Raw genomic sequence first — 25219 nt, 5'->3', positions numbered from 1 at the left:
TGCCCATCAGTGATTTTGGGCGTTTCACATTGACCCGGGTGCTGTCCGCCCCGGACGGACCCTTGTGAAGCGAAGTCGCTCCCAAATCTTGGGCTCGCCCGCGCATAAATGGCTGGTCAAAGTCGAAAGCGCTATTTACGGTTTTGGGACTTGTCGCGATTTGCAGCGCTGCCGGGTCTTGGAGGAGACTTTGGAACATGGTGCATCAGATCGTGGGGAGACAAGTGTTTGTACAAGGGCCCGGACAATAGGTCCCGCGTATCTTTTTGGGGAGGAAATAACGATGAAAACGAAAATGATGGCTGCCGCTGTGGTGCTTTCAAGCTTTGGCGCAACCGGCGCACAGGCGCAATCGGGGGAATTGGTGCTTTATTGTTCGGTCGCCGAAGAATGGTGCCGCGTCATGGGCGAAGCCTTTGAACGTGAAACCGGGATCTCTGTCTTGATGACCCGCAAGTCTTCTGGCGAAACCTACGCCCAGATCAAGGCCGAAGAAGGCCAGCCGCGCGGTGATGTGTGGTGGGGCGGCACAGGCGATCCGCATTTGCAGGCAGCCCAAGAGGGGCTTACAGCCGAGTATCAATCACCCATGCTGGCCGAATTGAACGACTGGGCTGTCAGTCAGGCAGAGACATCCGGGTACCGGACGGTCGGGATTTACGCAGGCGGTTTGGGCTTTGGCTATAACTCTGATCTTGTCACGGAAAACCCGCCCGCATGCTGGGCTGACCTGCTTGATCCGGCTTACGAGGACGATGTGCAGGTTGCCAATCCGAATTCGTCGGGCACCGCCTATACCTTGCTTGCCACGATGGTGCAGTTGATGGGCGAAGACGAAGCCTTTGCCTATTTGGCACAGCTGCACAACAACATCAGCCAGTACACCCAGTCGGGCTCTGCGCCAATTCGTGCGGCGGCCACTGGCGAAACCGCGATAGGCATCGTGTTCATGCATGATGCTGTTGCCCAGACGGTGCAGGGCGCGCCGATCGTCACTGTCGCCCCATGCGAGGGGACCGGTTACGAGGTCGGGTCGATGTCCTTGATCGCAGGCGGGCCAAACCCAGAGAACGCACGGATCTGGTATGACTGGGCGCTTAGCCCTGCCGCACAGGAACTGGGTGCCACGGCCAATAGTTTCCAAGTGCCATCCAATGCCAGTGCGGCAACACCGGATGCAGCGCCGAAACTGGCTGATATCAAGCTGATCGATTATGATTTCGCCCTTTACGGATCAAGCGAAGAACGGTCGCGACTGCTTGCCCGCTGGGACGCGGAAATCGGGTCTTTGCCGCAATAGGCAGAGCGGGTGTCGAAAGTAACTGGAAAAGTGAACCAAGCCGGAGCGATCTGGCTTGGTATGCTGCTTGCGGGCATGGCGGTCTTGCCATGGTACCGGCAGGATGGGTTCTTCTCCGGGGCCTCTGCTTTGATGCAGGGCTTGGGCGGCAAGACGTGGCTGCTACCGGGGGTCTTGATTGCGATGGCGCTGTTAGCCCTCTCGTTTCAGCAGGGCTGGCGCAAGGGTCCAGCAGCGATGGCTTTGGTCATTGCGGGTATGGTCACGCTTGTCGCGCAAGGCTTTGCGATCCAGTTGAACGGCCCGATCTGGGAGGGTCTGGGCACGCTCTTTCCGGCAGCCTTGGCAGGGCAGTCTGGCCTTGGCTGGGGCGGCTTTGTTTCGGGCCTGGCGTTCCTTGGGCTGCTGTCTGAACTGATCGCCGCACGCGGGTTTTGCCGCGGCGAGAGGTTCGCCTCTGGTTCTGTTGTTATCATCGTGGCGCTGCTGGCGCTCTTTGTCTTTTTCCCGATCCTCAAGCTGGGCAGTGCGGCATTCATAGGGCCGGACGGCTTTGCCGCCGCCCAGTTCGTCGAGCGTTTGACCGCAACGGAACTTTGGCGGTTGAACTGTTTTCAAGGGACGGGCCGTTGCGGCGTTGTGATCAACACGGTGGTGCTTGGGGTGTTGGCCGCGTTGTTTTCAACGCTGCTGGGTCTTGCCTTGGCCATGCTGGTGGCGCGCACGAACTTTCGTTTGAAAAAGGTTCTGCGCGCGATTTCGATCCTGCCGATCATCACACCCCCCTTTGTGGTTGGCGTGGCAATCATCGTGCTGTTTGGACGCACAGGCATCTTTACCCAACTGGGCGCGGATATCTTCGATGTGCGCCCGACGCGCTGGGTCTATGGGCTGCCCGGTATCTTGATGGCACAGGTGCTGGCCTTTGCACCTGTCACGTTCCTTGTGTTGTTGGGGACGCTGGAAGCGATCAACCCGACGCTGGAAGAAGCATCCAGCACGTTGGGTGCAAAGCCGATGAAGACCTTTCGCAAGGTCACTTGGCCTTTGCTGCGCCCCGGTTTGGCGGCGGCGTTCTTGCTTGCCTTCATCGAAAGCCTTGCCGATTTCGGCAATCCGCTGGTGCTGGGCGGCGGGTACGAAGTGCTGTCCACCAAGATTTTCTTTGCGGTCGTGGGCGCGCGCTATGATTTGGGCAATGCAGCAACCCTCGCGATGATTCTGCTCGCACTCACTCTGGTGGCCTTCTGGCTGCAGATGCGCTGGCTGGGCAACAAAAGCTATGTGACCGTGACCGGTAAATCCGATGCAGGCTTGGCTGCCCCTGTGCCGCAGATCATCAAGATTGCGGCGATTGCGCTGATTATCCCTTGGGTTGCCTTTACCATCGGGGTCTATCTGATCGTGGTCGGCGGCGGTTTTGTGACCGATATCGGACGCCTCGATCTGTCACCCACTTTCCGTCACATCGTCACCGCCTTCTCCTTCGAGATCGGGTCAGAGGGCTTGCGGCTTTACGGGTCTGCTTGGGATTCGATGATTACCACGCTGTGGGTGTCGGGCATCGCCGCACCGCTGACGACGGTGATCGGTATCCTGACCGCCTGGCTTGTGGCGCGACAGGATTTCGCGGGCAAACGCGCCTTTGAATTCGGGACCATGCTGTCTTTTGCGATCCCCGGTACGGTTGTCGGTGTGTCCTATGTGGCGGCGTTCAACGTACCGCCTGTGGATATCACCGGCACAATGGCGATCCTTGTGATCTGTTTCATGTTCCGCAACATGCCGGTGGGGATGCGGGCGGGCATGGCCGCCCTGAGCCAGATAGACCGCTCGATGGAGGAAGCCAGCCAGACCATGGGGGCGGGCGGCTTGGCCACCTTGCGCAATGTGGTCTTGCCGCTGATCAAACCTGCGATCTTTACGGCTTTGGTCTATTCGTTCGTGACAGCGATGACTGCCGTTTCGGCAGTGATCTTTCTGGTCTCGGCGCGGCACAATATGGCCACGGCCTATATCATGGGGCGGGTGGAAAATGGCGAGTACGCGCTGGCCATCGCCTATTCCGCGGTGCTCATGATCGTCATGATCCTGTGCGTCGTGCTTATTCAGGTGCTCGTGGGCCGTCGCAATCTGGGGCGGCGCAAAGAATTGCAAGGGGCCGCCGTGGCCCCCGCAGAATAGGAATACTATGTCGGATACCGCTATCGAATTCGTCAATGTGGTCAAACGCTACGGCAGCGCCTTGGCTGTGGACGGGATCAGCTTTTCCATCGCAAAGGGCGAGCTTGTCACGTTTCTCGGCCCGTCGGGCTGCGGAAAAACCACTTCGCTGCGTCTGATTGCGGGATTGGAACTGCCCAGCGAGGGGCAAGTGCTGATCGGCGGACGCGATGTCAGTCGTGATCCCGCCTCTGACCGGAATGTGGGCATGGTGTTTCAGTCCTATGCCCTGTTTCCGCACATGAATGTGCTTGATAACGTGTCCTACGGCCCTGTGATCCGGGGCGGCGACAAGGCGGCGGCACAGGCCAAGGCGCGCGAAATTCTGGAGCAGGTCGGGCTGTCGGGTTTGCAGGACCGTCTGCCGTCCGAACTTTCGGGCGGGCAGCAGCAAAGGGTTGCCGTGGCACGCGCCATTGTGCAGCAGCCGGAGGTCCTGTTGTTTGATGAACCGCTGTCGAATGTCGATGCCAAACTACGGCGCAAGGTCCGCGCCGAGATCCGCGATTTGCAGCGCAGGTTCGGGCTGACGGCGGTCTATGTGACCCACGATCAGGAAGAGGCGCTGGCCGTGTCCGACCGGATCATCGTGATGCAGGCGGGCAAGATCGCACAGATCGGCACGCCGCAGGATTTGTACGACCGTCCGGCAACGCCTTTTGTGGCGGACTTCATCGGGGACGCGAACCTGATTGCAGGCACGGTCCAGAACGGGACCTTCCATGCAGGCGACCTTGGGCTTGCACTTGCCGGTCCTGACGGGGCCGCCACAGTGTCGATCCGGCCTGAACGGATCGGCCTGCGCCGCGATGGTTCCGCCAAGGTCATCAGCGCCACCTACCTTGGCAGCCGCACCGAATATGTGGTGCAGACAGGGGCCGGCGAAATGCTTGTCTCGCGCCCGATCTGGGAAGATGCCATTGATGCCGGTGCTGCCGTCACGATCGAAATACGTCCAACCGACCTGACCCGCGTGAAATAGGATATCAAATGTCTGACCCGATCGACGCCCGTTTTGCCCTTGCCCAGATTATCGCCTCCGAGGGCGCGGAACTGGCCCTGCGCTTTTTCAACGCCCGCGAGACCTTGATTGTCGAGGACAAGGTCAACCCGCAGGACATGGTCAGTCAGGCCGACCGCGAGGTCGAGATCTTGCTGCGCGACCGCATCAGCGCGGCCTTTCCCGACGATGCAATACTGGGCGAGGAAGGTGGCGGGCAGGGCGGTACAACAGGTTTCACCTGGGTCCTTGACCCTATCGACGGCACAGCACCGTTTCTGGCCGGTCTGGCCCATTGGTGCGTCGTTGTGGCTTTGGTCAAGGATGACGAGACCGTGGCTGGCGTAATCGCACAACCGATGGCGGCGGAAGTCTTTTCGGCCCGCAAAGGCGCAGGGATGTGGCTGAACGGCAAACAGGTGGTCTTGGGGACTGAGCTGAAGATCAACAATTGCAACATAGGTATGGGGATCAGCCATCGTTCACCGCTGCCGCCTTTCATCGACGCGATCGGGCGGTTGTGCGCTGCTGGTGGCATGTTTTACCGCAACGGGTCGGGTGCGGTCATGCTGGCAAGTGTCGCGGTCGGGCGGCTGGGTGGATACTATGAGCCCCACATGAACCCTTGGGACTGTCTGGCAGGTCTGTTGATGGTCCGCGAGGCCGGTGGCCGGACACTGCCTTTCCCGCCTGGGCCTGATGGCGGTATCGTGCTGGCCGGGGCTGGGGGCGTCTATGATGATCTTGAGGGCATATGCCTCAGACCTTGACGATCATGTCCGCACGCAAGGTCGTCGTGGGACTTGCATATCAACACGGTACCAGCCGCCACGGGAAGCCGAAGATGCGTTATGCGCCATTTGTGGTCGATCCAACCGCGCGGGTCATGGTTTAGCGCCGCATGCTGCAAAGCACATTTTACCGCAGGGGCGAAACGCGGACAGTTGGTTCGGATGACTGGCCGGGACTGATTGCTACCGGGGGATATGCAGCGATCATTTTTGATTGTGATGGCACATTGGTAAACAGTGGCGAAGGGCATTTCCGCGCCCTTCAGGCCGCTGTGAACGCGCAAGGCGCAAGCATGGACAGGGCGTGGTATAATGCGCGGACGGGGCTGGATCGCAAGTCAACACTCGACGCATTTGCTCAGACCATCAGCGGCGATTTTGATGTATCGCGCGCAATCACGCAGAGTATCGAGGCGTTCCAGTCCGTGGTTCACTGCGTCTCGGCCATTCCCGAGACGGTCGATCTGCTGCGCGGCCTTGATGCGGTCTTCGGGAGAGCCGTTGTCACGAACGCCGAAAAACCGGTGGCAGAGGCATCGCTGGGTGCAATTGATGTGCTGTCATGCATTGATCATCTGGTGACATTCTCTGACGGGCTTCCGCCCAAACCCGCGCCTGACATGTTTCGGTTGGCGGCGGCAAAGCTGGATGTTTCCTGTACGCGGGTGCTTGTCTTTGAAGATTCGCCGCAGGGTGTTGCGGCGGCCCTTGCCGCTGACATGGATGTCGTTTTGCTATTGTTCGATCACGTATCGGACGGACGGTGATGGGAAGCTCTTTTCTTGACAGGTCGCCGCTTGTCGGAGATTGCGCTCTGTTCGGGAAACAATTGGCTCTTTGGTCGGGCAAGATCAGTTCTGCCGCAGGGAATGCGCCGCGAGACACATGTGCGCGGCCGCGACGACGGGGTCTATTATTTGCGCCGCGCGAGGGGTCATGATCTGCGGCGCAATACATGTCATGCCTCCGCAACCCAAGACGATGCTAAGGTCCGGATCGGAAGCCAGCGTCAGATCGACGGCCCTTTGCACCCTGTGAATGCTTTCGGGGCCTGCATTAAGATCAAGCACTGCGACGCCAGATGCATGGATGCCTGCGCAGCGGTCCCATAGACCCATGGCGCGCACGTTTTCAGCGATCACGGGCACCGATACCTCCAACGTCGTGACGACTGAAAACCGCGACGCGGCGAGACTTCCCGCAATGCATCCTGCTTCACCCAGACCGATCACCGGCAAGCTGTTTCGCGCGCGCAACTGGCCAAGACCGGTGTCATCGAAACACCCCACAACCACGGCATCCGCACCTTGGGCCTGCGCCTGATCGAAAAGACCAAAAAGCCCTGTCAGGCATGCGGCGGCATCGTCTGGCCCTTGAATGGAAGCAGGACCCGTGCTGTTTGTCAAACCTTGCACCTGTGCCGAAAGTCCCACGGCGGCTTGCGCTGCTGTAACCATTTCTTCGGTCATTCTGTGGGTCGCGTTCGGGTTGAGGATGAAGATCTTCAGCGGATGAACAACCATTATGGGGCTACCTTGTTGACGGCAGTTGCGCCCTCGCGCGTGGCATGAACGCAACGTGCCCAGCGGCCTGCGGCGCCTGACCAGACAGGCACGGGGGTTGTAAGGCAGAGGTCTTCTGCATGGGCACAGCGCGGGGCGAAGGCACAGCCTTCGGGCAGCGCATTCAACGCCGGAGGCGCGCCCGGGACCGCGTCCAACCGTGTGCCCGGCACGGCACCTACAAGGTTGGCCGCAAGCAGCCCTTTTGAATAGGGATGGCGCGCATCGCGAATAATGTCCGCGACGGATCCGGTCTCGACAAAACTGCCTGCGTACATCACCGCAAGACGATCCGAGACTTCAACGGCCACGCCGATGTCATGGGTCACAAAGATGACCCCCATACCCATCTCCTGCTGCAATTCGCGCAACAAGAGCAGGATCTGGATCTGCACTGTGGCATCCAGCGCTGTTGTCGGCTCGTCGGCCAGCAAGAGCTTGGGCCGGCAGGCCAGTGCCAGAGCGATCATCGCACGCTGGCGCATGCCGCCCGACATTTCATGGGGGTAGTTCCCAAGCCGGCGCTTGGCCGAAGGAATCCGGACCAGCTCCAGCATTTCAAGGGCGCGTGCCATCGCGACACGGCTGGTTGCGCCTTCATGACGTATCACAGTTTCCGCGATTTGCTGGCCAATGGTATAGACCGGATCCAAAGCCAGCGACGGGTCTTGAAAGATCATCGAGGCCACGCCGCCGCGATGATCGGCGAGCGCGCGTCCTTGCAGGGCAATCACATCTTCCCCATCGACCTCTACCGCTCCGGTGATGGTTGTTCTGCGTTCCGGCAACAGACGCAGCAGGGTCTTGAGGGTCACGCTTTTGCCCGAACCGCTTTCGCCGAGGATACCCAGCACCTCGCCCGATGCCAGATCAAAACTCACATTGTTGACCGCATGAACCGGCGGTGTACCGTCAAAGCGCACCGACAAGTCGCGCACACTGACCAAAGGATGATCGCTTTTGGTGGCTGAAGGGGTCATGCGACGGTTTCCTCAGAGCGGTTCAGGTGACATGCTGCCAAGTGGCCTTTGGCGACGGCGAATTGCGAGGGGACCTGTGTCGCACATGGACCGAAAGCCTGCGCGCATCGGGTATGAAATCGGCACCCGGATGGGGGGTCGATCGGATTTGGCGGATCGCCTGCAAGCGGGGCTTCATGTGTGCGGCGATCAGGATCAAGAGAGGGCATCGCTGCCAAAAGGGCTTTGGTGTAGGGATGGCGCGGCGCAGTATAGAGGCTGCTTGCGGGGCCGATCTCGGCCACTTCGCCCAGATACATCACCATCACGCGGTCCGAGATGTGCCGGACCACATTCAGATCATGACTGATGAACACATAGGTCAGGCCCCGTTCGCGGCGCAGGTCCATCAGCAGGTTGAGAACCTGTGCCTCAACCGACTTGTCCAAAGCAGAGACCGCTTCATCCAGCACGATGACCTGCGGGTCAAAAGCCAAGGCGCGGGCGATATTGACCCGCTGGCGTTGCCCGCCTGACAACTCGTGGGCATAGCGCCCGCCAAAGCGTGCCGGATCAAGCCCGACGCGGTCCAGAAGGTCTTGTGCCTTGCGCCTTGCCTCGGCTGCCGATGCGCCGTGTACGGTCGGTCCGAAAGCGATGGAATCGATCATCGTCATGCGCGGATTGAGAGAGGCGAAACTGTCCTGAAACACCATCTGCACCTGACGTCGAAACGCCTTGAGTGGCAATTCCGGACCAACGACCTTGCCATCAAAGCGCACGCTCCCGCTATTGGGTGTCAGCAATTGCACCAGCAAACGGGCCGTGGTGGACTTGCCACAACCGCTTTCGCCGACGACACCGAGCGTTTCTCCGCGCGCCAGCTCAAAGCTCACATCGTCGACCGCTCGGACTACCTTGCGTTTGGCACCAAAACCGCCTGCGCTGAAGTGTTTCACAAGGTTATGAGCAGAGAGGATCGGCGTATTCATTGTTTGACGTCCATGGCAGAGCGCAGCCCGTCACTGAGCATGTTGAACGAAATCGAGGTCATGAAGATCATCACGCCGGGGAGTGCTGCCAGCCAAGGCTGCACGTAGATCGCATTGCGCAAGGTATTCAGCATCAGACCCCATTCTGCGTTCGGTGGGCTGACGCCAAGCCCGAGAAACGACAGACCCGCCGCAAGGATCATGGACACCGAGATCAGACTGGTGGCGTAAACGAAGATCGGCCCGAGCACATTGCCCAGAACATGATCGCGCACGATCCGCAGGCTGGATGCGCCACTGGCCTGCGCTGCCTCGATGTATTCAAGTTTGCGCACAGAGGTTGTGACACTCTCTGCGACCCGCGCAATCGGCGGAATGAAAACCACGGTCAGCGATAGCAAGCCGTTCAGGATACCGGCACCCAAGGCACCTGAAATGGCAATCGCCAATAGCACCGACGGGAAGGCGTAAAGGACGTCCAGGGTCCGCATGGTGATCGTGTTGACCCAGCCCCCAAGGTAGCCTGCGGCAATCCCGATGGCAGAACCGATTGCAAAGGCAATCAGGACAGGCACGACCCCCATGAAAAGGGACAGGCGCGCGCCATAGATCAGCCGGCTCAGCATATCGCGACCCAATTCATCCGCGCCCAGCGGATAGCCCTCGGTGCCAATCGGAGACAACCGCTTGAGCATGGTTCCCTGCAAAGGATCGGCCGGAGCGATCCAGGGCGCAAAGATCGCCATCAGCACAAGACCGGCTGCCACAAGGCCCGCACAAACAGCAACCTTGTCCCGCAGGAACCTGCTCCAGACTGCGCGCCAATAGCCTTGGGATTTGTCGACTGTCGCAAGCGGGACAATATTTTCAGCTGTTACAGCCATGTCTCACCCCCGTTGCAATCGTGGGTCAAGCGACGTTTGCGCCACATCCACGAGAAGATTCAGAATGACAAAGAACATCGCAAGAACAAGGATGGTCCCCTGCAAGAGAGGCAGATCGCGTTGAAAGATGGCCTGCCCCAGCAGGAACCCGGTACCGGGCCAAGAGAACACGGTCTCGATCAGAATAGAGCCGCCCAACAAGTAGCCCAACTGCAAGCCCATCACCGCCAAGGCCGTCGGAGCTGCGTTTTTCACGACATGGGCCAGAACACCGCGGTCCAAAAGCCCTTTGGCCTGAAGACCCGTTACAAACTCCTGCTGCAGAATGTCGGCGACGAGCGCACGCACCGTGCGCGCGACAATTCCCATCGGGATCACCGACATCGTGATGGCCGGCAGGATCAGATATTGCATGTGGACCCAATCCCACATCCATTGGCTCGAACCGCCGGGCCCTGCGCCAGTCGCGGGCAGCCATCTCAATTCGACCGAGAAGATGATGACCATCACCATCCCGAGCCAATAGTGCGGCACTGAAACACCGACAACGGCGATTCCGGTTGCGAGCTTGTCAATCCAGCTATCGCGGTAGTAACCCGCAACGAAGCCAAACAGGCTGCCCAATGTGAAGCCGATGATCGTGGCTGTTACCGCAAGGATCAGCGTATTGCCGACCGCATTGAAAACCTCGGATGCAACAGGCCGGCCCGTTGCGATGGAATTGCCCAGATCACCCTGCATGGCCAGACCAAGCCACCGGAAGAACTGTTCAGGATAAGAGCGGTCAAATCCATAGATTGCCATCATCTGTTCCTGCAACTCTACCGAGGCATCCGGCGGCAGGATCGACACCAGCGGATCACCGGGCGAAATATGGACCAATGCAAAACACACCAAAGATACCCCGAGCATGATCGGGATGGTGTAGAAGATGCGGCGGATGACAAAGACTAGCATCACAGAAAAGCCCCTTGAAGAATGAGACCGCCCCCACAAGGGCGGCCTCTTGAGATCGATGTGATCAGTCTGCGATCGTCATCGGTGCAATGTCGATAAACCAGTTCTTCGGCTGGGTTACATTGCCGACCCGTGATGCCATCGCGCGTGGACCAACGTCATGGGCGATCCACACGAAAGGTGCCTCTTCGACGATCCGCGCATGCAGTCTGGCAAGGGCGGCGTCGCGATCTGCGTCGTCAAACGATGTCCGTGCATCGGCAATCAGAGCATCGAATTCGTCATTGCCGAACAGTCCCCAGTTGTTGGAAACGGGCGGGAATGTCTGGGTCGAAACAAAGCGGACCATGGCAAAGAACGGATCCATCGTTGCGAACGACACGTTGATTGCATGGGCGCCACGCGCACTTTCGTCCGCCGCACCTTTGCGCCAGTTGGTGAACACGGTGTTCCACTCAAGCACATCCAGCTCGACGTCGAAGAAACAGTCAGCCAACGATTGCTGTACGTATTCGTTCATCGTCACAGGCTGCATCTGACCAGAGCCTGAAGCAGAGGTCTGGACCTTTACCTGAACCGGATTCTCGGCTGAGAAGCCTGCTTCTGTCATCAGAGCGCGTGCCGTATCGGGGTCATAGCGGATGTCAAAGGACGGGTTGCCCCACCAAGGATGGCCCGGCTCGACAGAGCCTTTCGGGATTCCCATGTAGCCGCCCAGAAGCACCTGAAGCTCTTCGCGGTTGACACAGAGGTTCGCGGCATGACGCACCCGCTTGTCCAGCCAAGGCGATCCTTCATGGAACGACAACTGCCAAGGCCAAACGTGCGGCTGCGGGTTGGAATAGACGACATTGCCTTCGCTCAGAATACGTGGAATCGCATCCGGCGCGGGGGCCTCGATCCAGTCGACCTGACCGGAAAGCAAAGCGGCTGTCCGCGCGTTGGCGTCCGGAAGCGGCACAAGAACAACCCTGTCGATAGTGGGGGTGCGTGCCGGATCCCAATAATTCTCGTTCTTGACCATCTCGAAGCGCTCGCGCGGGACAAGAAGCTCGCCTTCAAACGGTCCAGACCCCGAAGGATCGGCGGCAAAGGCTGTCCATGCGGCAGCAGCGCGTTCTGTGGGATCGGTGATTGATGCGTCAACCGCGTCGTAAAGGGTCTGCCAGTGGGTCGGCGATGCCATGAACAGCATTGTCATGTTCAAGGGCAAGAAGCTGTCCGGCTGCGTTGTCGTCAACTCTACGGTCAGATCATCAATCGCGCGCGCAGAGGCCAGAGTCGGCATCCGTGACTTGGTCGCACCAACCTGATCTGGCGCAAAGTGCGGCGCGCTTTCGTCAAGAACCTTCTGGACGTTCCAGACCACAGCATCAGCGGTAAAGGCGGAACCATCATGGAAGGTCACCCCTTCACGCAGCGTGAAAATCCACTTTGTGGTGTCTGCCGGATCGACCGCCCATGATGTTGCAAGACCGGGGACGATCCCGCTTGCCTCTGTCTCCGACGACAGATCCCAGTGGGTCAAGGCATCATACATCGGGATGCCCGTAAAGCGGTTGCCCTCAAACCCCTGATCCGGTTGACCAGAGGTGCGCGGGATGTCCGCCGCGGTCATGCCGATCGTCAAAATCTTTTCTGCCCAAGCTGGTCCTGCGGCCAGCATCGCAGTCATGAGAACGATCGCAGTGGATCGATACAAAGCTGTTTTTGCCATTTTCCATTCTCCTGTTGGTAAACATGGGCCAAGCCTTCCTGACCAGCATGGTCCCCGCAAAGGTATGTGAATGTCAGGCAAATTTTGTCGACTGATAGTCCAAAAATTGTATACGTTTATGAGAACAGATGTTCACAAAAGCCTCTGACTTCCTCTCGAACGATCTGAAATGCTGAAAAAATATGCAAAAAGTAGAAAGCCATTGCCTTTGATTCGGGAATAAACAAGACATTTGGTCCAAGAACGGCGAAGACTTGTCAGAGGCAAAATGTATGCAATTTTCGAGCAACTAAGAGATGACCATTACACAACAGAAATCGAACTTCACCGACAGCGTTGAGGTCGATGTCTCGCACAACCCCGTTTACGTGGGTGTCGAGGTTGCGATCCTTGAGCAGCGCCTGCCGCCTGGCATGCGGCTCGCGGAAAAAGATCTGGCCGAGATTTACGGCGTGTCGCGGACGATTGTACGGGCAGGGCTTCAGGCGCTCTCGCATTCGCATCTGGTGACTTTGCGCCCAAACCGCGGCGCGAGCGTCGCGAATCCGTCGCCGCGCGAGGCGCGCGAGGTCTTTGAGGCCCGCGAACTCCTTGAGCCGCGCTCTGCAAGGGAGGCTGCATTGAAGGCCACAAAAAAGGATATCGCTGACCTGCGCCTGCATGCCGAAGCCGAACATGAGGCCATGCAGGAGAATTCCTCTGGCCGCGCTTTGCGGCTCTCGGGTCTTTTCCATGTCAAAATTGCGCGGATTGCAAATCAGCAGACCATCGCCAATTTCATTGAAAGTCTTGTTTCACGGTCGTCGCTGATAATTGCCCTGTATTGGACAAGGTCAAGCACGCGCTGCGACGAGCACTGTCACAATGCAATTATCGATGCGCTGGAACGCAACGATCCTGACGAGGCGGAACAACTGATGCGTAGCCATCTTGTCGAAATGCACTCCGCTTTACAGTTTGGAGTGCCAGAGGCGCGAAACAAGAACCTAAAGGCGATCTTGGGGCAATGAACCCGCTGAAAACCCTCTGGCGGATCAAGGCGCATGAAAGAGATACCTCATAGGCCGCCGATAAAGCTTTGAATGGTTTTGCCTATTATTCGGGAACTGGGCAGAGCTTTGCGCGACAGCCAAGATGTTTCGACTAGATATTGGTGCGCAACAGGATCTCTATGCGAATGTTTTCTTGCGATCCAAGGGTCTGGCGTCTGTCAACGATGCCTTTCAGCCGGCGAATGGCGCTGCGCACGAGATGGCCGGGGTCTTGGGCGATCACGCCGTCCAGTCTTCTGTCCCGCAAAGCCTGCTCTGTAAAGGGCGTGCGTTCATGTGCGATCTTGATGATCGACGGTGGCACGTTCAGGGACTGGAGGATGGACAATGGTTTGCGGGCCTCTGACGCCATCACATAGATGCCGACAATATCGGGATTGGCTTTGAGATTGGCCGCGATGATGGAAAGTGCCCGGTCTTCATTGCCGTAGGTCTCGAGTGAGGGAAGGGCGTGCAAATGGGGAAAGCTGTCGTTAATCTCGTCGTCAAAGCCCAATCGCCGTTCCAGACTGTCACGCGATTGCATGCTTTCAGAGATCACCATGACACTGCCTTTGCGTCCGCCGACGCATTGCCCCATCAGCAACGCAGCCGTGGCCCCGGCTGCCCTGTTGTCGATGCCCACCCAGTCCGCATCCATCATCGTTTGGTTCGAAATAAAGGGCAGAGCAGCCACGCCACGTTCCTGTAAACGCCTGATCGCGTCGCGGACTTGCGGTGTTTCCGGTGACATGATGGCCACGCCTGCCACGTCCTTTTCCGAGAGTGCCGAAAGATAGGCTGAAATGCTGTGCGGGTCGTTCTCATCAATGTGCTGGACTTCGCACCAGACATGGTCGGCAAAGAATACGGCTTGGGCCTCTGCGATGCGCTGTACAATCTGGTCCAGGAACTGATCGCCCGAGCGGGGCAAGGCGAAAATGAACCTGTATTGCCGTGATTTCGCCAGATTGGCGGCCTGCAGATTGCGTTCGAATCCCAGTTCCTTGATCGCCTGATTGACGCGATCGACCGTGTCTTTCTTCACACCCTCCCGCCCATTCAACACGCGGTCGACCGTCGCACGGCTGACGCCGGCCGCCTTGGCCAGATCCTTTGTAGTTGGTCGGATCATTGAATTGGCAAGCATCGTTTTGTTCATTTCTTTCACATTATCAGTCTTTTGCAGGCCTTCAACACAATCTGATCGTTGGACGTAGTGACGCTTATAGCGAAAAATGAGGCACGTGCATCAGAAAAAGCTTGTTTTGAGGCACGTGCCTCATTACCAATAATTTCACGATGAGGGCGCAGCGAGGGGGCTGGGCCTGATTTTAATCCTTGGGAGGAGACCTCTAATGAAAACGAGATTTATGATGTCGACCGCAGCGGGCGCCGTGCTTGCGGGTGGTCTGTCAACGGCTGCAGTCGCAGAAGACTTGACCTTGTGTTGGGCCGCTTGGGACCCTGCAAATGCGCTGATCGAACTGAGCAAAGACTTTGAAGCCCAATCTGGCCACACCATGAATTTCGAATTCGTGCCATGGACCAGCTTTGCGGACCGTATGCTGAACGAACTCAACTCTGGTGGGCAGCTCTGCGACCTGATGATTGGTGACAGCCAATGGATCGGCGGCGGTGCAGAGAACGGCCACTACGTCAAGTTGAACGACTTCTTTGACGCCAACGGCATTGATATGGCCGACTTTATCCCAGCGACGGTGACGGGCTATGCCGAATGGCCAAAGAACACGCCGAACTACTATGCTTTGCCTGCATTTGGTGACGTCGTTGGTTGGACATACCGCAAGGATTGGTTTGAACGCCCCGAGTTGCAGGCTGAATTCATGCAGACCTACGGTCGCGCCCTGGACGTTCCTGCGACGCTTGAAGAACTCAAGGACATTGCAGAGTTCTTCCAAGGCCGCGATATCGACGGCACGACCGTTTACGGGGCCGCCATCTATACCGAGCGTGGTTCCGAAGGCATCACGATGGGTGTGACGAACGTGCTGTATAACTATGGTTTCTTGTACGAAAACCCCGATCAGCCCTATGACCTAGAGGGTTTTGTGAACTCCGAAGGCGCAATCGCCGGGTTGGAGTTCTACAAAGAGCTATATGACATCGGAACACCTCCTGGCTCATCGAATTGGTACATGGGTGAAAACATTGATGCCTACCGGTCCGGTCAGGTGGCCATGCAGATGAACTTTGCCTTCATCTGGCCGGGTGTCGAGGCCGACGAGAACGTAGGCGGCGGCAGATCGGGCTACTTCCCGAACCCCGCAGGTCCTGCGGGCCAGTTTGCCCAATTGGGCGGACAGGGCATCTCGGTAGTCGCCTATTCCGAAAAGCAGGATGCAGCACTTGAGTATATCCAGTGGTTTGCACAGCCTTCTGTACAGGCAAAATGGTGGGAATTGGGCGGCTACTCTGCATTGCGTGCCGTTGTCGAAGACCCGGGCTTTGCAACCAGCCAGCCTTATGCGCAGACCTTTCTCGATAGCATGGCGATCGTGAAAGATTTTTGGGCCGAGCCCGCCTATGCTGATCTGCTGATCCCGATGCAGGAACGTATACACAACTACGTCGTCGCTGGTGAAGGCACAGCGAAAGAGGCACTTGATGGTTTGGTTCGGGATTGGACCGAAGTATTCGAGGACGAAGGCAAGCTCTGATCGCCATGTGGGTGGACACCACGCTTGTCGTGGTGTCCGCTGCCACTTTGACGGGTCATTGAACGCACCAGCGGACCCTTATCCAACAGAACGCCAAGGATCGCAGCGCGTCTGCGTCTGAAGGAACACAAGATGAGCTTTTCCCCAATTGACAGGGCTGCCGCCAAAACGCCCAACGGGGTCGCCCGCCGCATTCGCGGTCTTTCAGATCGTACGATTGCCTGGATTTTTGTGGCCCCCACGATCTTTCTGTTGCTTGCGGTGAACATCTTTCCACTGATCTGGACCATCCGGCTCAGTTTTACGAATTTTCGGGTGAACCGGCCGAACAATGATGTTGAATGGGTGGGCCTGCAAAACTACCAGCGGATTCTGACTGACCCGGATATTTGGCAAACGATGCAGGCGACGGCGCATTTCCTGATCTGGACAATCATCTTGCAAGTGCTGATCGGCTTTACGTTGGCATTTCTGATCAACAAAAAATTCAAAGGCAACGACATGTGGACGACCATCATCGTCTTTCCGATGATGCTGTCGCCTGCCGTGGTCGGCAACTTCTGGACCTTCCTTTATCAGCCGCAAATCGGCCTGTTCAACTACGTGGTCGCGTTTTTCACGGGGGTCGATCCGGCAAGCTTTTCAATGATTGGCGATGTCAATTTGGCCCCTTGGGCGATCATTATTGCCGATACATGGATGTGGACGCCCTTTGTCATGTTGATCTGCCTCGCGGGTCTGAGGTCGATCCCTGATAGTATCTACGAGGCCGCGGAATGCGACCGCGCGAGTAAATGGCGGCAGTTCTGGACAATTACCATCCCCATGGCGCTGCCTTTCTTGATGTTGGCGATCCTGTTTCGCGGGATTGAGAACTTCAAGATGTTCGATCTGGTGGTGCAGCTGACGGGTGGGGGACCGGGCAATACGACCACCCTTACCTCGATTGATCTCAAGCGGGAGGCCTTCGAGAAATGGCGCACCGGCTATTCATCCGCCTATGCTGTCATCCTTTTTGTCACCGTGTTCGGCCTTGCATCCATCTATGTCAAAGCCCTGAATAAGGTCAAAGAAAGATGAGTTTCTCTGTCACAGAGCCCGCCAAAAGCACCAAGTGGATCGCCGGAATTCTGGTGGTTGGTTATGCGATCATTACGTTGATCCCGCTGCTTTGGATTATCGCGACGGGTTTCAAATCGCCTACGGATTCGATTGCCTACCCGCCGGTCGTCGTGTTCGAGCCGACGCTTGAAGGCTACGTCAACCTGTTCACAGACCGGACCCGTGCCACCGAACAAATGCTTGAAGAGGCCGGTCCGCCGGAAACCTGGTACGAAGAGATCGTGCGGGCGCGCGGCACAGTCATTTCTGGCCCGTCGCGCTATGGCGAGCGGTTTCTCAATTCAGTGATCATTGGCTTTGGATCAACCGCACTTTGCATGATCCTTGGCACCATGGCCGCCTATGCGTTCAGCCGCTTCAAGGTCCCGCTCAAGGATGACCTGCTGTTCTTCATCCTGTCGACACGGATGATGCCACCGATTGCCGTAGCGATCCCGATCTTCCTGATGTTTCGCAATCTGGGCCTGAACGACACGCATCTTGGGATGATCCTGCTTTATACGGCGGTAAACCTGTCTCTCTCGGTTTGGCTGCTCAAAGGGTTCATCGACGAAATTCCGATCGAATACGAGGAAGCAGCACTGATCGACGGCTACACCCGGTTTCAGGCTTTCTACAAAGTCGTGTTGCCACAGGCCGCCACAGGGATCGCGTCAACCGCTATCTTCTGTCTGATCTTTGCGTGGAATGAATATGCCTTTGCCGTCTTGCTGACATCCGGCACAGCGCAGACGGCACCGCCGTTCATCCCCACGATCATCGGCACCAGCGGGAAAGACTGGCCCGCAGTAGCGGCGGGTGCGACGATCTTTCTGGTGCCGGTCATGGTCTTCACCATCCTGCTGCGCAAGCATCTGCTGCGCGGGATCACATTTGGGGCGGTCCGAAAATGATGAAGTTCTTGAATGGATTGCTGCGGTTTCGTCGCGGCGCTTGGGAAATGCTGGCATCCATCCTGATCGCTCTTGGCGTGGTCATGCTGATGCAGCCCTTCTTGCTCACGCTTTATACCTATTCGTTCATTGTTACCCTTGTTGGCACGGTGATGTTCATCATCGTCAGCCATTTCCCGGAGTAAGCGCATGGCACAGATACGCATTGAAAACGTGCGCAAGGACTTTGGGTCGTTCAACGCCGTGAAGTCTTCGACCTTTACCATCGAAGACGGTGAGTTTTTCATGCTGCTTGGTCCATCCGGTTGTGGCAAGACGACGACGCTGCGCATGATGGCCGGATTGGAACTGCCCACGTCAGGCAAGATCTACATCGACGGCGAAGAGGTCGGCATGAAGCCCGCCAGCCAACGCGATATTGCTTTCGTGTTTCAGATGTTCGCGCTTTATCCGCATATGAACGTCGGCAAGAACATCAGCTATCCTTTGCTGTCGCAGGGCATGCCCAAGGCACAGGTCAGGACGAAGGTGGCCGAAATTGCCGAGATCCTTGGCATTAGCGACATTCTGAAAAAACCGGTTGGCGGCCTGTCGGGTGGCGACCGCCAGCGCGTTGCCCTTGGCCGCGCCATCGTGCGCAATCCCAAAGCGTTTTTGATGGATGAACCTTTGGGCGCACTTGATGCCGAATTTCGTGAACGCATGTCAGAAGAACTGCGCGCGCTGCATGACCGAATGGGTGCTACGACGGTTTATGTGACCCACGACCAGCTTGAGGCGATGCAGATGGGCGACAAGATCGTCGTGATGAACCATGGTGTGGTCGAGCAATTCGGCGTGCCACAGGACATCTACGACTGGCCCGCCACGAAATTTGTTGCGGCATTCATCGGCTCGCCACCGATGAATTTCCTTGATTTCAATGGAATGGTCGGCATTGGCGCCAATGAGGTCCGTCTGGGTGATGCAGCCATGTCGATCCCATCCAGCCTTGAGGGCGCAAACGGTGCGCTGACCTTCGGGGTGCGCCCGGAGCATGTGAAATTGGACGACAGCGCCAGCTACCGCGGCAAAGTGAAAGCAGTCGAATATCTTGGGACAACACAGATCATCACGCTGGACACGCCCAACGGTGTGCTCAAGGCGCGGGTGGCCAGTTCCGATGTTGTGACAGTGGGGGCAACAACCGGGCTGCGATTTGATCCGCGCACGATCACGCTTTTTGACGCGAAAAGCGGCAAGGCGCTTCGGTCCGAAGCCAATCAGGGGGTATTGGCCCATGGCTGAGGTCGTCTTGAGCGGTGTGTCGAAATCCTTTGGCGCAGAGACCGCTTTGCAGAACGTTTCGATGACGATCCCGGACGGGTCCTTTGTCGTGCTGCTTGGCCCCACCGGAGCAGGCAAGACCACGACGTTGCGTATGGTCTCCGGTTTGGACAAGCCTTCTTCCGGCAGTATCAGTATTGGCGGGCGCGACACCGCAGGGCTGACGCCTGCGCAACGGGATGTGGCGATGGTGTTTCAGCAATACTCTCTTTATCCGCATCTGACCGTGCGCCAAAATCTGGAGTTCCCGCTGAAGTCGCCAATCTTGCGGACGCCTCAGGCAGAGATCGACCGCAAAGTCGGCGAGGTCGCCGAAGTCCTGCAAATCAGCCACAAGCTTGACAACAAAGCGACCGCTTTGTCAGGCGGCGAGATGCAGCGGGTTTCCATCGGGCGGGCGCTTGTGCGCGATCCGTCGGTTTATCTCATGGACGAACCGTTGAGTTCACTGGATGCCAAGCTGCGCTCGGATTTGCGGATCGAGCTCAAGAGCATTCAGGCGGATTCCGGCGCGACATTGCTTTATGTCACCCACGACCAGATCGAGGCGATGACGATGGCGACCCACGTGGGCGTCTTGGACAAAGGCAAGTTGGTGCAGTTCGGCAGCCCGCGCGACATTTATGAAAACCCCGTCAGCGTCTACGCTGCCAGTCGTTTGGGGCAACCGCGTATCAATGTCCTGCCTGCCGATATTTTTGGAGGGGCACCCGACCTTGCTACTCATATTGGCCTGCGGCCCGAACAGATCGTTCAGGGGGAAGGCGAGGAAAGTATCGTCCAGCGGGTCGAACATCTGGGCGATCAGACGCGGCTGCATCTGACTTTCAAGGCACATGACCTGATCACGGTGACAGATGCCCACACGACGCTCAAGGAGGGCGACATCGTTAGAATTCGCCCGCACAAACCATTCTACTTCGACGCCACCGGCGCGCGTTTGGCCTAAGGGAGAGGGACCATGAAACAATTTATCAACACCAAAGAAGACATGGTGACCGAAGCCATCGACGGAACGATTGCCGCCTCGGGTGGTGCTTTGACGCGCCTTGACGGGTATCCGCATATTCGCGTTGTTGTGCGCGCCGATTGGGACAAGTCAAAAGTGGCTTTGGTCTCGGGCGGCGGATCGGGTCATGAGCCTTCGCATGCGGGTTTCGTAGGGGCAGGGATGCTGACGGCGGCAGTCTGCGGCGATGTCTTCGCCTCGCCTTCGGTGGACGCGGTTCTGGCGGGTATTCTGGCGGTGACTGGCCCCGCGGGCTGCTTGCTGATTGTCAAGAACTATACGGGTGACCGATTGAACTTTGGTCTTGCCGCGGAACGGGCGCGGGCCTTTGGGCATAAGGTCAGCATGGTGATCGTCGATGACGATGTGGCCTTGCCCGACTTGCCGCAGGCGCGCGGGCTGGCGGGCACTTTGTTCGTGCACAAGATCGCAGGTGCGATGGCCGAGAATGGCGCAAGCCTCGAGGCCTGTGCCTTGGCAGCCGAACGGATCATCAAGGGCAGCCGCAGCATCGGCATGTCGCTGGATACCTGCACAGTCCCCGGCTCGCTTAAGGAAGACCGCATTCCGCATGGGATGGCCGAACTTGGCCTTGGTATCCACGGCGAGGCAGGCGTAGAGCAGGTCGTGTCCGTTGGCGCAAAAGATGCGATGGCCAAGGTCACCGAAAAGCTTGCGGTGACGATGCCGGATGCGCCCCATGTGGTGCTGATCAACAACCTTGGCGGTGCGTCGGTACTGGAAATGTCGATCCTGACCCATGAGCTTTTGCTATCAGAGATAGGTAGCCGAATCCGGCTGATCGTAGGGCCTGCGGCAATGATGACCGCACTTGATATGCACGGGTTTTCGGTTTCGGTGATGGCGCTGGCTGATGGAGACGCTGCGCTGCTGGCGCAACCAGTCAGCTGTCCGGGTTGGCCAGATTGCAAGCAGATTACAGCAACCAAGGTCTTGCCGTTGCCAGACGGCTTGTCGCCGATCCGCGCGCCTGCCTCGGCGCATGCCCCCACCAAAGCCTTCCTCACAGATTGCTGCAAGGTTTTGATTGAAGCCGAGAATGACCTCAACGCTTTGGACGCCAAGTCGGGTGACGGTGATACAGGGTCGACACTGGCCGGGGCTGCGCGCGCCTTGATTGATGCGATGGATACTCTGCCACTGGCGGATCACACCCAGCTTTACCGGGCCATCGGATTGGAACTCAGCCAAACGATGGGTGGGTCGTCAGGGGTCCTTCTGGCGATCTTCTTTGCTGCCGCTGGTGATGCGTCCTCTTCCGGCTTGCCGATGCGCGAGGCCTTGCAGACAGGTTTGGAACGGATGCGGCAGATTGGTGGAGCAAACCCCGGAGACCGCACAATGGTTGATGCTTTGCTGCCCGCTTTGGACGCTCTTGCCGTCGGGCTGGAGCAATCGGCCAAAGCAGCCCGTGAAGGGGCAAACTACACCGCCACCCTGACAACCGCCAAGGCGGGACGCGCGACATACATTAACGCAGAACAGCTAATGGGGCATGTCGATCCCGGTGCAGAGGCCGTGGCGCGCTTGTTTGAACATCTGGCGTCGTGACCAAGCAAAAGCGCGCGTCTTAAATCCGGTACCGGTGTCCTGGGGCTCATGCCTGCCCCAGGGCTCGGGTACGAAAACAAAGGGGGCAATTTGCTTCGGCCTCCTTGGCGATCCCGTTTGGCTTTCTCACGCAGGCAGGTGCCGGCTGCAATCAGAGCGAGAATAGAGCGCTACTGACGCTTCAAAAATTGATTGGCCATGAGTCAAGGTTGCGAAAAAGTGTCAACCTGTATTTACATTGACTGTGTCAACTTAATGTGACAACCTGTCGCAGTGGGAGGCAAGCTCTTTTGAGTCGTCACCTGCAATTCGACGAACCGTGAAAAGCTTGTTTAATGTTCTAAATAGGAGGACACACATGGCGGACGATGGAAAGGTATGGCCTACTGGCCTGACACTCGAGGAGGCCGAGGAGGTGCATAGTTACCTCATCGATGGTACGCGCGTCTTTGGTGCAATTGCCCTGCTTGCTCACATTCTTGTCGCAGTCGCGACACCTTGGCTAGGGTAGGGAGGGCAAACCATGAATAATGCAAAAATGTGGCTTGTCGTTTCACCGACAGTTGGCGTTCCGCTCTTCCTGGGTGCCGTGGCTTTGGGATCGTTCGCGGTCCATATGCAGGTTGTCAAAAACACATCTTGGGTAAAGGATTTCCTCCAGGGCGTGCCGATGGGAACCGGCGATCAGATGGCCGCTGCAGCAGTGCTGGATGAGTCTAATCTGGAGGCAGCTCAGGCAGCTTATGTCATGCCGAGCGGCGAAGGAAACGTTGTGACGATCATCCTGCCGGATGGGACGAGTGCAACGGGCATCTTGCGTATGCCTGAGACTTTCGCGTCACAAAGCTTCGAGGACAGCTCGCCGCTTGTAACGCAATAGTCTTTGGGCCCGCGGCACCTGTTCGCGGGCCCATGACCGGCTTCTTGATGCTGCCTCGCGACTTTTTATGCGGCTTGTGACAGGACGGACCAGATGATTGATTATCGCGGCTTTGCCACGCGGAAATTGGCGGCTATGGCGCCAAAGTATCTCCCATTTGCTGATGTAGCTTCCGTGGATGTGCCTTTGTCACGCCTGCTTCGCCTTTCGCTTTTTCAGGTGACGGTTGGCATGGCGCTGGTCATGCTGGTCGGGACCCTGAACCGTGTGATGATCGTGGAATTGAATGTTCCTGCGACGCTTGTTGCGGTCATGCTTGCGATACCCCTCGTCTTTGCACCGTTCAGGGCCTTTATAGGTTACAAATCGGATGTGCATGTCTCGGCGCTTGGGTTGCGGCGCATTCCCTATATTTGGAAGGGGACGCTTTGCCAGTTTGGTGGCTTTGCGATTATGCCCTTCGCTCTTTTGGTGCTCTCTGGATATGGCGAAGCCCATGATGCCCCCCGCTGGGTTGGTCTAAGCGCGGCTGCGCTGTCATTTCTTCTGGTCGGCGCGGGTGTGCATATCGTGCAAACGGTTGGGCTGGCTTTGGCGACCGACCTTGTTGAAGAGTCTGACCAGCCCAAGGTTGTTGGCCTGATGTATGTCATGCTTTTGTTGGGCATGGTTGCCAGCGCCCTGATTTACGGAATGCTTTTGGAAAACTATACGCCCGGACGACTTGTGCAGGTCATTCAGGGTAGTGCCGTTGTGACCGTGGCGCTGAACCTGCTTGCCATGTGGAAACAAGAGGCGCGAAACCGCGTGCGGGCTCAGGAAATGAAGGTGGCGCGCCCGTTGGAATTCAAGGAAGCCTGGAACCAATTGGCGCAGACTGAAGGGATGATCCGGCTTTTGGTCGTGATTTGCCTGGGGACCTTTGGCTTTGGCATGGCCGACGTCCTGCTTGAACCCTATGGGGGGCAGGCTTTGGGCATGTCGATCGCAGATACCACCAAGCTGACAGCGCTTTTCGCAACAGGCACATTGATCGGCTTCGGGATCGCCTCTCGCTTGCTGAGTGGTGAAACTTTACCGGCAAATCTGGCGATGGCAGGGACGTCTATCGGCATACCTGGCTTTGCCGCAATCATCTTTGCCTCCATGGGTGGGGGTATATCAAGTTTCTTGTTGGGAACTTTTCTCGTTGGGCTCGGGGCTGGTCTGTTCGGCCACGCAACGCTCACGGCAACAATGCGTTCGGCGCCCAGAGAGCGGGTCGGTCTCGCCTTGGGCGCATGGGGCGCCGCGCAAGCGACCGCTGCCGGTATCGGGGTGGCTCTTGCGGGTATTGTCCGTGACATCGTCGTTGGGCTGCAAGGAGCTACTGGAAGCGCTATGGAAACGCCCTATAATACAGTCTTCATGATCGAAGTGCTAAGTCTTTTGGCCGCGATTGTAGTGATCTGGCCTATGGCACGCCGCGTTTCTAAGAGAATTGACGTTAACAACCCGAACACAAAGCAAGTGGAGGCATCATGACAACAATACTTACGCGCCTTTTTTCCGACCAGTCTGCGGCACAAAGCGCAGCTGATCGTCTTTACTTCAAAGGTATCCCACGACGGGACATCAAGGTGATTGCTGGCAGCGAAAACGCCGACGCGCGCATGGCCCGCGCTGAAGTCCATGAAACAGCGATGGGCCCTTACGGTGCGGCTCTTGCGGCAGGTCATGCCGTTTTGGTTGTGCGTGCGACTTACAAGCCACTCGGCGCTGCGCGGATTGCGCGCGACGTCCTGAGCAAGCGTGAAACGATCGACACTGGCAAGGTGATGGATGATTTCTCGGTGCCCTTTAAGCCGGACAGAGCGCCAAGCGTGATGAAAGATCACCCGCATATGCTGTCGCTGCCCGGGTTTGCACCGCGCGGTCACGTTTCAGCGGCTTTCGGTTTGCCGCTTCTCAAGCAGCACCGGACCAAACGGTCTGCGATGTCGTCAGGCAAAAGAGCGTCGCGGATGTTCTGGCCCATGCCCTTGCTCAAGAGCAAGTCAGGCTCGAAGTCCGCTATTCACGGTGGCCGCCATATGTCGCAGATGTTTTGGCCGATGCCGCTGGTTTCAACTGCTCCGCGGCGCAAGTCGGTCATCCCGGGCGGTGGGCTTGTCTTCTCGCGTCTCTTCGGACTGCGTCCACTGCAATAGTGGTCCGGGCAGGACCAATGCGTTGCGACTTTGGCAGTGCAAAGGCGGCAGTCAGAGCCTGACAGCTTTGATACTGCCGTCTTGAAGCCCGAAGTCTACCCGCGGGAACGTCCTCGGGATGGTCTTTGCAC

General features: G+C 57.7%; 24 protein-coding genes. 17 read left to right on the top strand and 7 right to left on the bottom strand.

Going from position 1 to position 25219, the window contains the following annotated elements:
• Nucleotides 1-283: 283 nt before the first annotated feature.
• The 5 genes from NWQ23_RS01780 (at nucleotide 284) to NWQ23_RS01760 (ending at nucleotide 6081) form a co-directional block, all read left to right on the top strand.
• A complete protein-coding gene (locus NWQ23_RS01780) occupies nucleotides 284-1300 on the top strand; it encodes an ABC transporter substrate-binding protein (protein ID WP_306164520.1) in 1017 nt (338 codons plus the stop codon).
• Nucleotides 1301-1309: 9 nt separating this feature from the next.
• Nucleotides 1310-3484, top strand: coding sequence for an iron ABC transporter permease (locus tag NWQ23_RS01775; RefSeq protein WP_306164519.1), 2175 nt, complete (start codon nucleotides 1310-1312; stop codon nucleotides 3482-3484).
• 7 nt (nucleotides 3485-3491) lie between these two features.
• A complete protein-coding gene (locus NWQ23_RS01770; RefSeq protein ID WP_306164518.1) occupies nucleotides 3492-4505 on the top strand; it encodes an ABC transporter ATP-binding protein in 1014 nt (337 codons plus the stop codon).
• An 8-nt stretch (nucleotides 4506-4513) separates the two neighbouring features.
• Entirely contained in the window at nucleotides 4514-5293 is a 780-nt protein-coding gene (locus NWQ23_RS01765; protein ID WP_306164517.1) for an inositol monophosphatase family protein, read from the top strand.
• 131 nt (nucleotides 5294-5424) lie between these two features.
• Nucleotides 5425-6081 (top strand): HAD family phosphatase, encoded by a 657-nt coding sequence (locus tag NWQ23_RS01760; protein WP_306164516.1) that lies wholly within the window; start codon nucleotides 5425-5427, stop codon nucleotides 6079-6081.
• Between the two features lie 84 nt (nucleotides 6082-6165).
• Here NWQ23_RS01760 and NWQ23_RS01755 read toward each other — a convergent pair whose 3' ends face one another.
• The 6 genes from NWQ23_RS01755 to NWQ23_RS01730 form a co-directional block, all read right to left on the bottom strand.
• Entirely contained in the window at nucleotides 6166-6837 is a 672-nt protein-coding gene (locus NWQ23_RS01755) for an aspartate/glutamate racemase family protein (RefSeq protein ID WP_306164515.1), read from the bottom strand.
• Nucleotides 6837-7856 (bottom strand): ABC transporter ATP-binding protein, encoded by a 1020-nt coding sequence (locus NWQ23_RS01750; protein ID WP_306164514.1) that lies wholly within the window; start codon nucleotides 7854-7856, stop codon nucleotides 6837-6839. The genes NWQ23_RS01755 and NWQ23_RS01750 overlap by 1 nt, the downstream gene beginning before the upstream one ends.
• Nucleotides 7853-8827: an ABC transporter ATP-binding protein gene (locus NWQ23_RS01745; RefSeq protein WP_306164513.1), complete on the bottom strand. Its 975-nt coding sequence runs from the start codon at nucleotides 8825-8827 to the stop codon at nucleotides 7853-7855. The genes NWQ23_RS01750 and NWQ23_RS01745 overlap by 4 nt, the downstream gene beginning before the upstream one ends.
• Nucleotides 8824-9711, bottom strand: coding sequence for an ABC transporter permease (locus NWQ23_RS01740; protein WP_306164512.1), 888 nt, complete (start codon nucleotides 9709-9711; stop codon nucleotides 8824-8826). Before NWQ23_RS01740 ends, NWQ23_RS01745 begins: the two co-directional genes overlap by 4 nt.
• 3 nt (nucleotides 9712-9714) lie before the next feature.
• Entirely contained in the window at nucleotides 9715-10668 is a 954-nt protein-coding gene (locus NWQ23_RS01735) for an ABC transporter permease (protein ID WP_306164511.1), read from the bottom strand.
• Nucleotides 10669-10732: 64 nt separating this feature from the next.
• Nucleotides 10733-12385 carry an ABC transporter substrate-binding protein gene (locus NWQ23_RS01730; protein WP_306164510.1) on the bottom strand — a complete coding sequence of 551 codons (1653 nt, stop codon included), beginning with the start codon at nucleotides 12383-12385 and terminating at the stop codon, nucleotides 10733-10735.
• Between the two features lie 296 nt (nucleotides 12386-12681).
• Between NWQ23_RS01730 and NWQ23_RS01725 the strand changes: the two genes are divergently transcribed.
• Complete coding sequence (locus tag NWQ23_RS01725; RefSeq protein ID WP_306164509.1) at nucleotides 12682-13395, top strand: GntR family transcriptional regulator; 714 nt, start codon at nucleotides 12682-12684, stop codon at nucleotides 13393-13395.
• A 133-nt stretch (nucleotides 13396-13528) separates the two neighbouring features.
• Here the strand turns inward: NWQ23_RS01725 and NWQ23_RS01720 are convergent, their stop codons facing one another.
• Entirely contained in the window at nucleotides 13529-14551 is a 1023-nt protein-coding gene (locus NWQ23_RS01720) for a LacI family DNA-binding transcriptional regulator (protein WP_306164508.1), read from the bottom strand.
• 223 nt (nucleotides 14552-14774) lie between these two features.
• On the opposite strand from NWQ23_RS01720, the gene NWQ23_RS01715 reads away from it, so the two are divergent.
• The 11 genes from NWQ23_RS01715 (at nucleotide 14775) to NWQ23_RS01665 (ending at nucleotide 25088) form a co-directional block, all read left to right on the top strand.
• A complete protein-coding gene (locus NWQ23_RS01715) occupies nucleotides 14775-16097 on the top strand; it encodes an ABC transporter substrate-binding protein (protein ID WP_306164507.1) in 1323 nt (440 codons plus the stop codon).
• A gap of 132 nt (nucleotides 16098-16229) precedes the next feature.
• Complete coding sequence (locus tag NWQ23_RS01710) at nucleotides 16230-17177, top strand: carbohydrate ABC transporter permease (protein WP_306164506.1); 948 nt, start codon at nucleotides 16230-16232, stop codon at nucleotides 17175-17177.
• The gene (locus NWQ23_RS01705) at nucleotides 17174-18112 is read left to right on the top strand and encodes a carbohydrate ABC transporter permease (protein WP_306164505.1); all 939 of its coding nucleotides are present in this window, start codon (nucleotides 17174-17176) and stop codon (nucleotides 18110-18112) included. The genes NWQ23_RS01710 and NWQ23_RS01705 overlap by 4 nt, the downstream gene beginning before the upstream one ends.
• On the top strand, nucleotides 18112-18297 hold the full coding sequence (locus tag NWQ23_RS01700; protein WP_372340098.1) for a hypothetical protein: 186 nt from the start codon (nucleotides 18112-18114) through the stop codon (nucleotides 18295-18297). The genes NWQ23_RS01705 and NWQ23_RS01700 overlap by 1 nt, the downstream gene beginning before the upstream one ends.
• 4 nt (nucleotides 18298-18301) lie before the next feature.
• Complete coding sequence (locus tag NWQ23_RS01695) at nucleotides 18302-19399, top strand: ABC transporter ATP-binding protein (protein ID WP_306164503.1); 1098 nt, start codon at nucleotides 18302-18304, stop codon at nucleotides 19397-19399.
• Complete coding sequence (locus tag NWQ23_RS01690; RefSeq protein ID WP_306164502.1) at nucleotides 19392-20387, top strand: ABC transporter ATP-binding protein; 996 nt, start codon at nucleotides 19392-19394, stop codon at nucleotides 20385-20387. Before NWQ23_RS01695 ends, NWQ23_RS01690 begins: the two co-directional genes overlap by 8 nt.
• Nucleotides 20388-20399: 12 nt before the next feature.
• Complete coding sequence (locus NWQ23_RS01685) at nucleotides 20400-22019, top strand: dihydroxyacetone kinase subunit DhaK (RefSeq protein WP_306164501.1); 1620 nt, start codon at nucleotides 20400-20402, stop codon at nucleotides 22017-22019.
• Between the two features lie 358 nt (nucleotides 22020-22377).
• Nucleotides 22378-22530: a light-harvesting antenna LH1, beta subunit gene (gene pufB, locus NWQ23_RS01680; protein ID WP_306164500.1), complete on the top strand. Its 153-nt coding sequence runs from the start codon at nucleotides 22378-22380 to the stop codon at nucleotides 22528-22530.
• 12 nt (nucleotides 22531-22542) lie between these two features.
• A complete protein-coding gene (locus tag NWQ23_RS01675; RefSeq protein ID WP_306164499.1) occupies nucleotides 22543-22899 on the top strand; it encodes a light-harvesting protein in 357 nt (118 codons plus the stop codon).
• Nucleotides 22900-22992: 93 nt separating this feature from the next.
• Nucleotides 22993-24423 (top strand): PucC family protein, encoded by a 1431-nt coding sequence (locus NWQ23_RS01670; RefSeq protein ID WP_306164498.1) that lies wholly within the window; start codon nucleotides 22993-22995, stop codon nucleotides 24421-24423.
• Complete coding sequence (locus tag NWQ23_RS01665) at nucleotides 24420-25088, top strand: hypothetical protein (RefSeq protein ID WP_306164497.1); 669 nt, start codon at nucleotides 24420-24422, stop codon at nucleotides 25086-25088. The genes NWQ23_RS01670 and NWQ23_RS01665 overlap by 4 nt, the downstream gene beginning before the upstream one ends.
• The last annotated feature ends 131 nt before the right edge of the window (nucleotides 25089-25219 follow it).

Origin of the sequence: Yoonia sp. (assembly GCF_030731595.1) — a bacterium.
Classification (GTDB): domain Bacteria; phylum Pseudomonadota; class Alphaproteobacteria; order Rhodobacterales; family Rhodobacteraceae; genus Yoonia.
This window is presented reverse-complemented; position numbering and strand designations above follow the sequence as displayed.

Bases quoted from the DNA above. Each gene is read 5' to 3' on its own strand.
- NWQ23_RS01780 (WP_306164520.1), top strand. From the start codon at position 284: ATGAAAACGAAAATGATGGCTGCCGCTGTGGTGCTTTCAAGCTTTGGC.
- NWQ23_RS01770 (WP_306164518.1), top strand. From the start codon at position 3,492: ATGTCGGATACCGCTATCGAATTCGTCAATGTGGTCAAACGCTACGGC.
- NWQ23_RS01765 (WP_306164517.1), top strand. From the start codon at position 4,514: ATGTCTGACCCGATCGACGCCCGTTTTGCCCTTGCCCAGATTATCGCC.
- NWQ23_RS01760 (WP_306164516.1), top strand. From the start codon at position 5,425: ATGCTGCAAAGCACATTTTACCGCAGGGGCGAAACGCGGACAGTTGGT.
- NWQ23_RS01755 (WP_306164515.1), bottom strand. From the start codon at position 6,837: ATGGTTGTTCATCCGCTGAAGATCTTCATCCTCAACCCGAACGCGACC.
- NWQ23_RS01750 (WP_306164514.1), bottom strand. From the start codon at position 7,856: ATGACCCCTTCAGCCACCAAAAGCGATCATCCTTTGGTCAGTGTGCGC.
- NWQ23_RS01745 (WP_306164513.1), bottom strand. From the start codon at position 8,827: ATGAATACGCCGATCCTCTCTGCTCATAACCTTGTGAAACACTTCAGC.
- NWQ23_RS01740 (WP_306164512.1), bottom strand. From the start codon at position 9,711: ATGGCTGTAACAGCTGAAAATATTGTCCCGCTTGCGACAGTCGACAAA.
- NWQ23_RS01735 (WP_306164511.1), bottom strand. From the start codon at position 10,668: ATGCTAGTCTTTGTCATCCGCCGCATCTTCTACACCATCCCGATCATG.
- NWQ23_RS01730 (WP_306164510.1), bottom strand. From the start codon at position 12,385: ATGGCAAAAACAGCTTTGTATCGATCCACTGCGATCGTTCTCATGACT.
- NWQ23_RS01725 (WP_306164509.1), top strand. From the start codon at position 12,682: ATGACCATTACACAACAGAAATCGAACTTCACCGACAGCGTTGAGGTC.
- NWQ23_RS01720 (WP_306164508.1), bottom strand. From the start codon at position 14,551: ATGATCCGACCAACTACAAAGGATCTGGCCAAGGCGGCCGGCGTCAGC.
- NWQ23_RS01715 (WP_306164507.1), top strand. From the start codon at position 14,775: ATGAAAACGAGATTTATGATGTCGACCGCAGCGGGCGCCGTGCTTGCG.
- NWQ23_RS01710 (WP_306164506.1), top strand. From the start codon at position 16,230: ATGAGCTTTTCCCCAATTGACAGGGCTGCCGCCAAAACGCCCAACGGG.
- NWQ23_RS01705 (WP_306164505.1), top strand. From the start codon at position 17,174: ATGAGTTTCTCTGTCACAGAGCCCGCCAAAAGCACCAAGTGGATCGCC.
- NWQ23_RS01700 (WP_372340098.1), top strand. From the start codon at position 18,112: ATGAAGTTCTTGAATGGATTGCTGCGGTTTCGTCGCGGCGCTTGGGAA.
- NWQ23_RS01695 (WP_306164503.1), top strand. From the start codon at position 18,302: ATGGCACAGATACGCATTGAAAACGTGCGCAAGGACTTTGGGTCGTTC.
- NWQ23_RS01690 (WP_306164502.1), top strand. From the start codon at position 19,392: ATGGCTGAGGTCGTCTTGAGCGGTGTGTCGAAATCCTTTGGCGCAGAG.
- NWQ23_RS01685 (WP_306164501.1), top strand. From the start codon at position 20,400: ATGAAACAATTTATCAACACCAAAGAAGACATGGTGACCGAAGCCATC.
- pufB (WP_306164500.1), top strand. From the start codon at position 22,378: ATGGCGGACGATGGAAAGGTATGGCCTACTGGCCTGACACTCGAGGAG.
- NWQ23_RS01675 (WP_306164499.1), top strand. From the start codon at position 22,543: ATGAATAATGCAAAAATGTGGCTTGTCGTTTCACCGACAGTTGGCGTT.
- NWQ23_RS01670 (WP_306164498.1), top strand. From the start codon at position 22,993: ATGATTGATTATCGCGGCTTTGCCACGCGGAAATTGGCGGCTATGGCG.
- NWQ23_RS01665 (WP_306164497.1), top strand. From the start codon at position 24,420: ATGACAACAATACTTACGCGCCTTTTTTCCGACCAGTCTGCGGCACAA.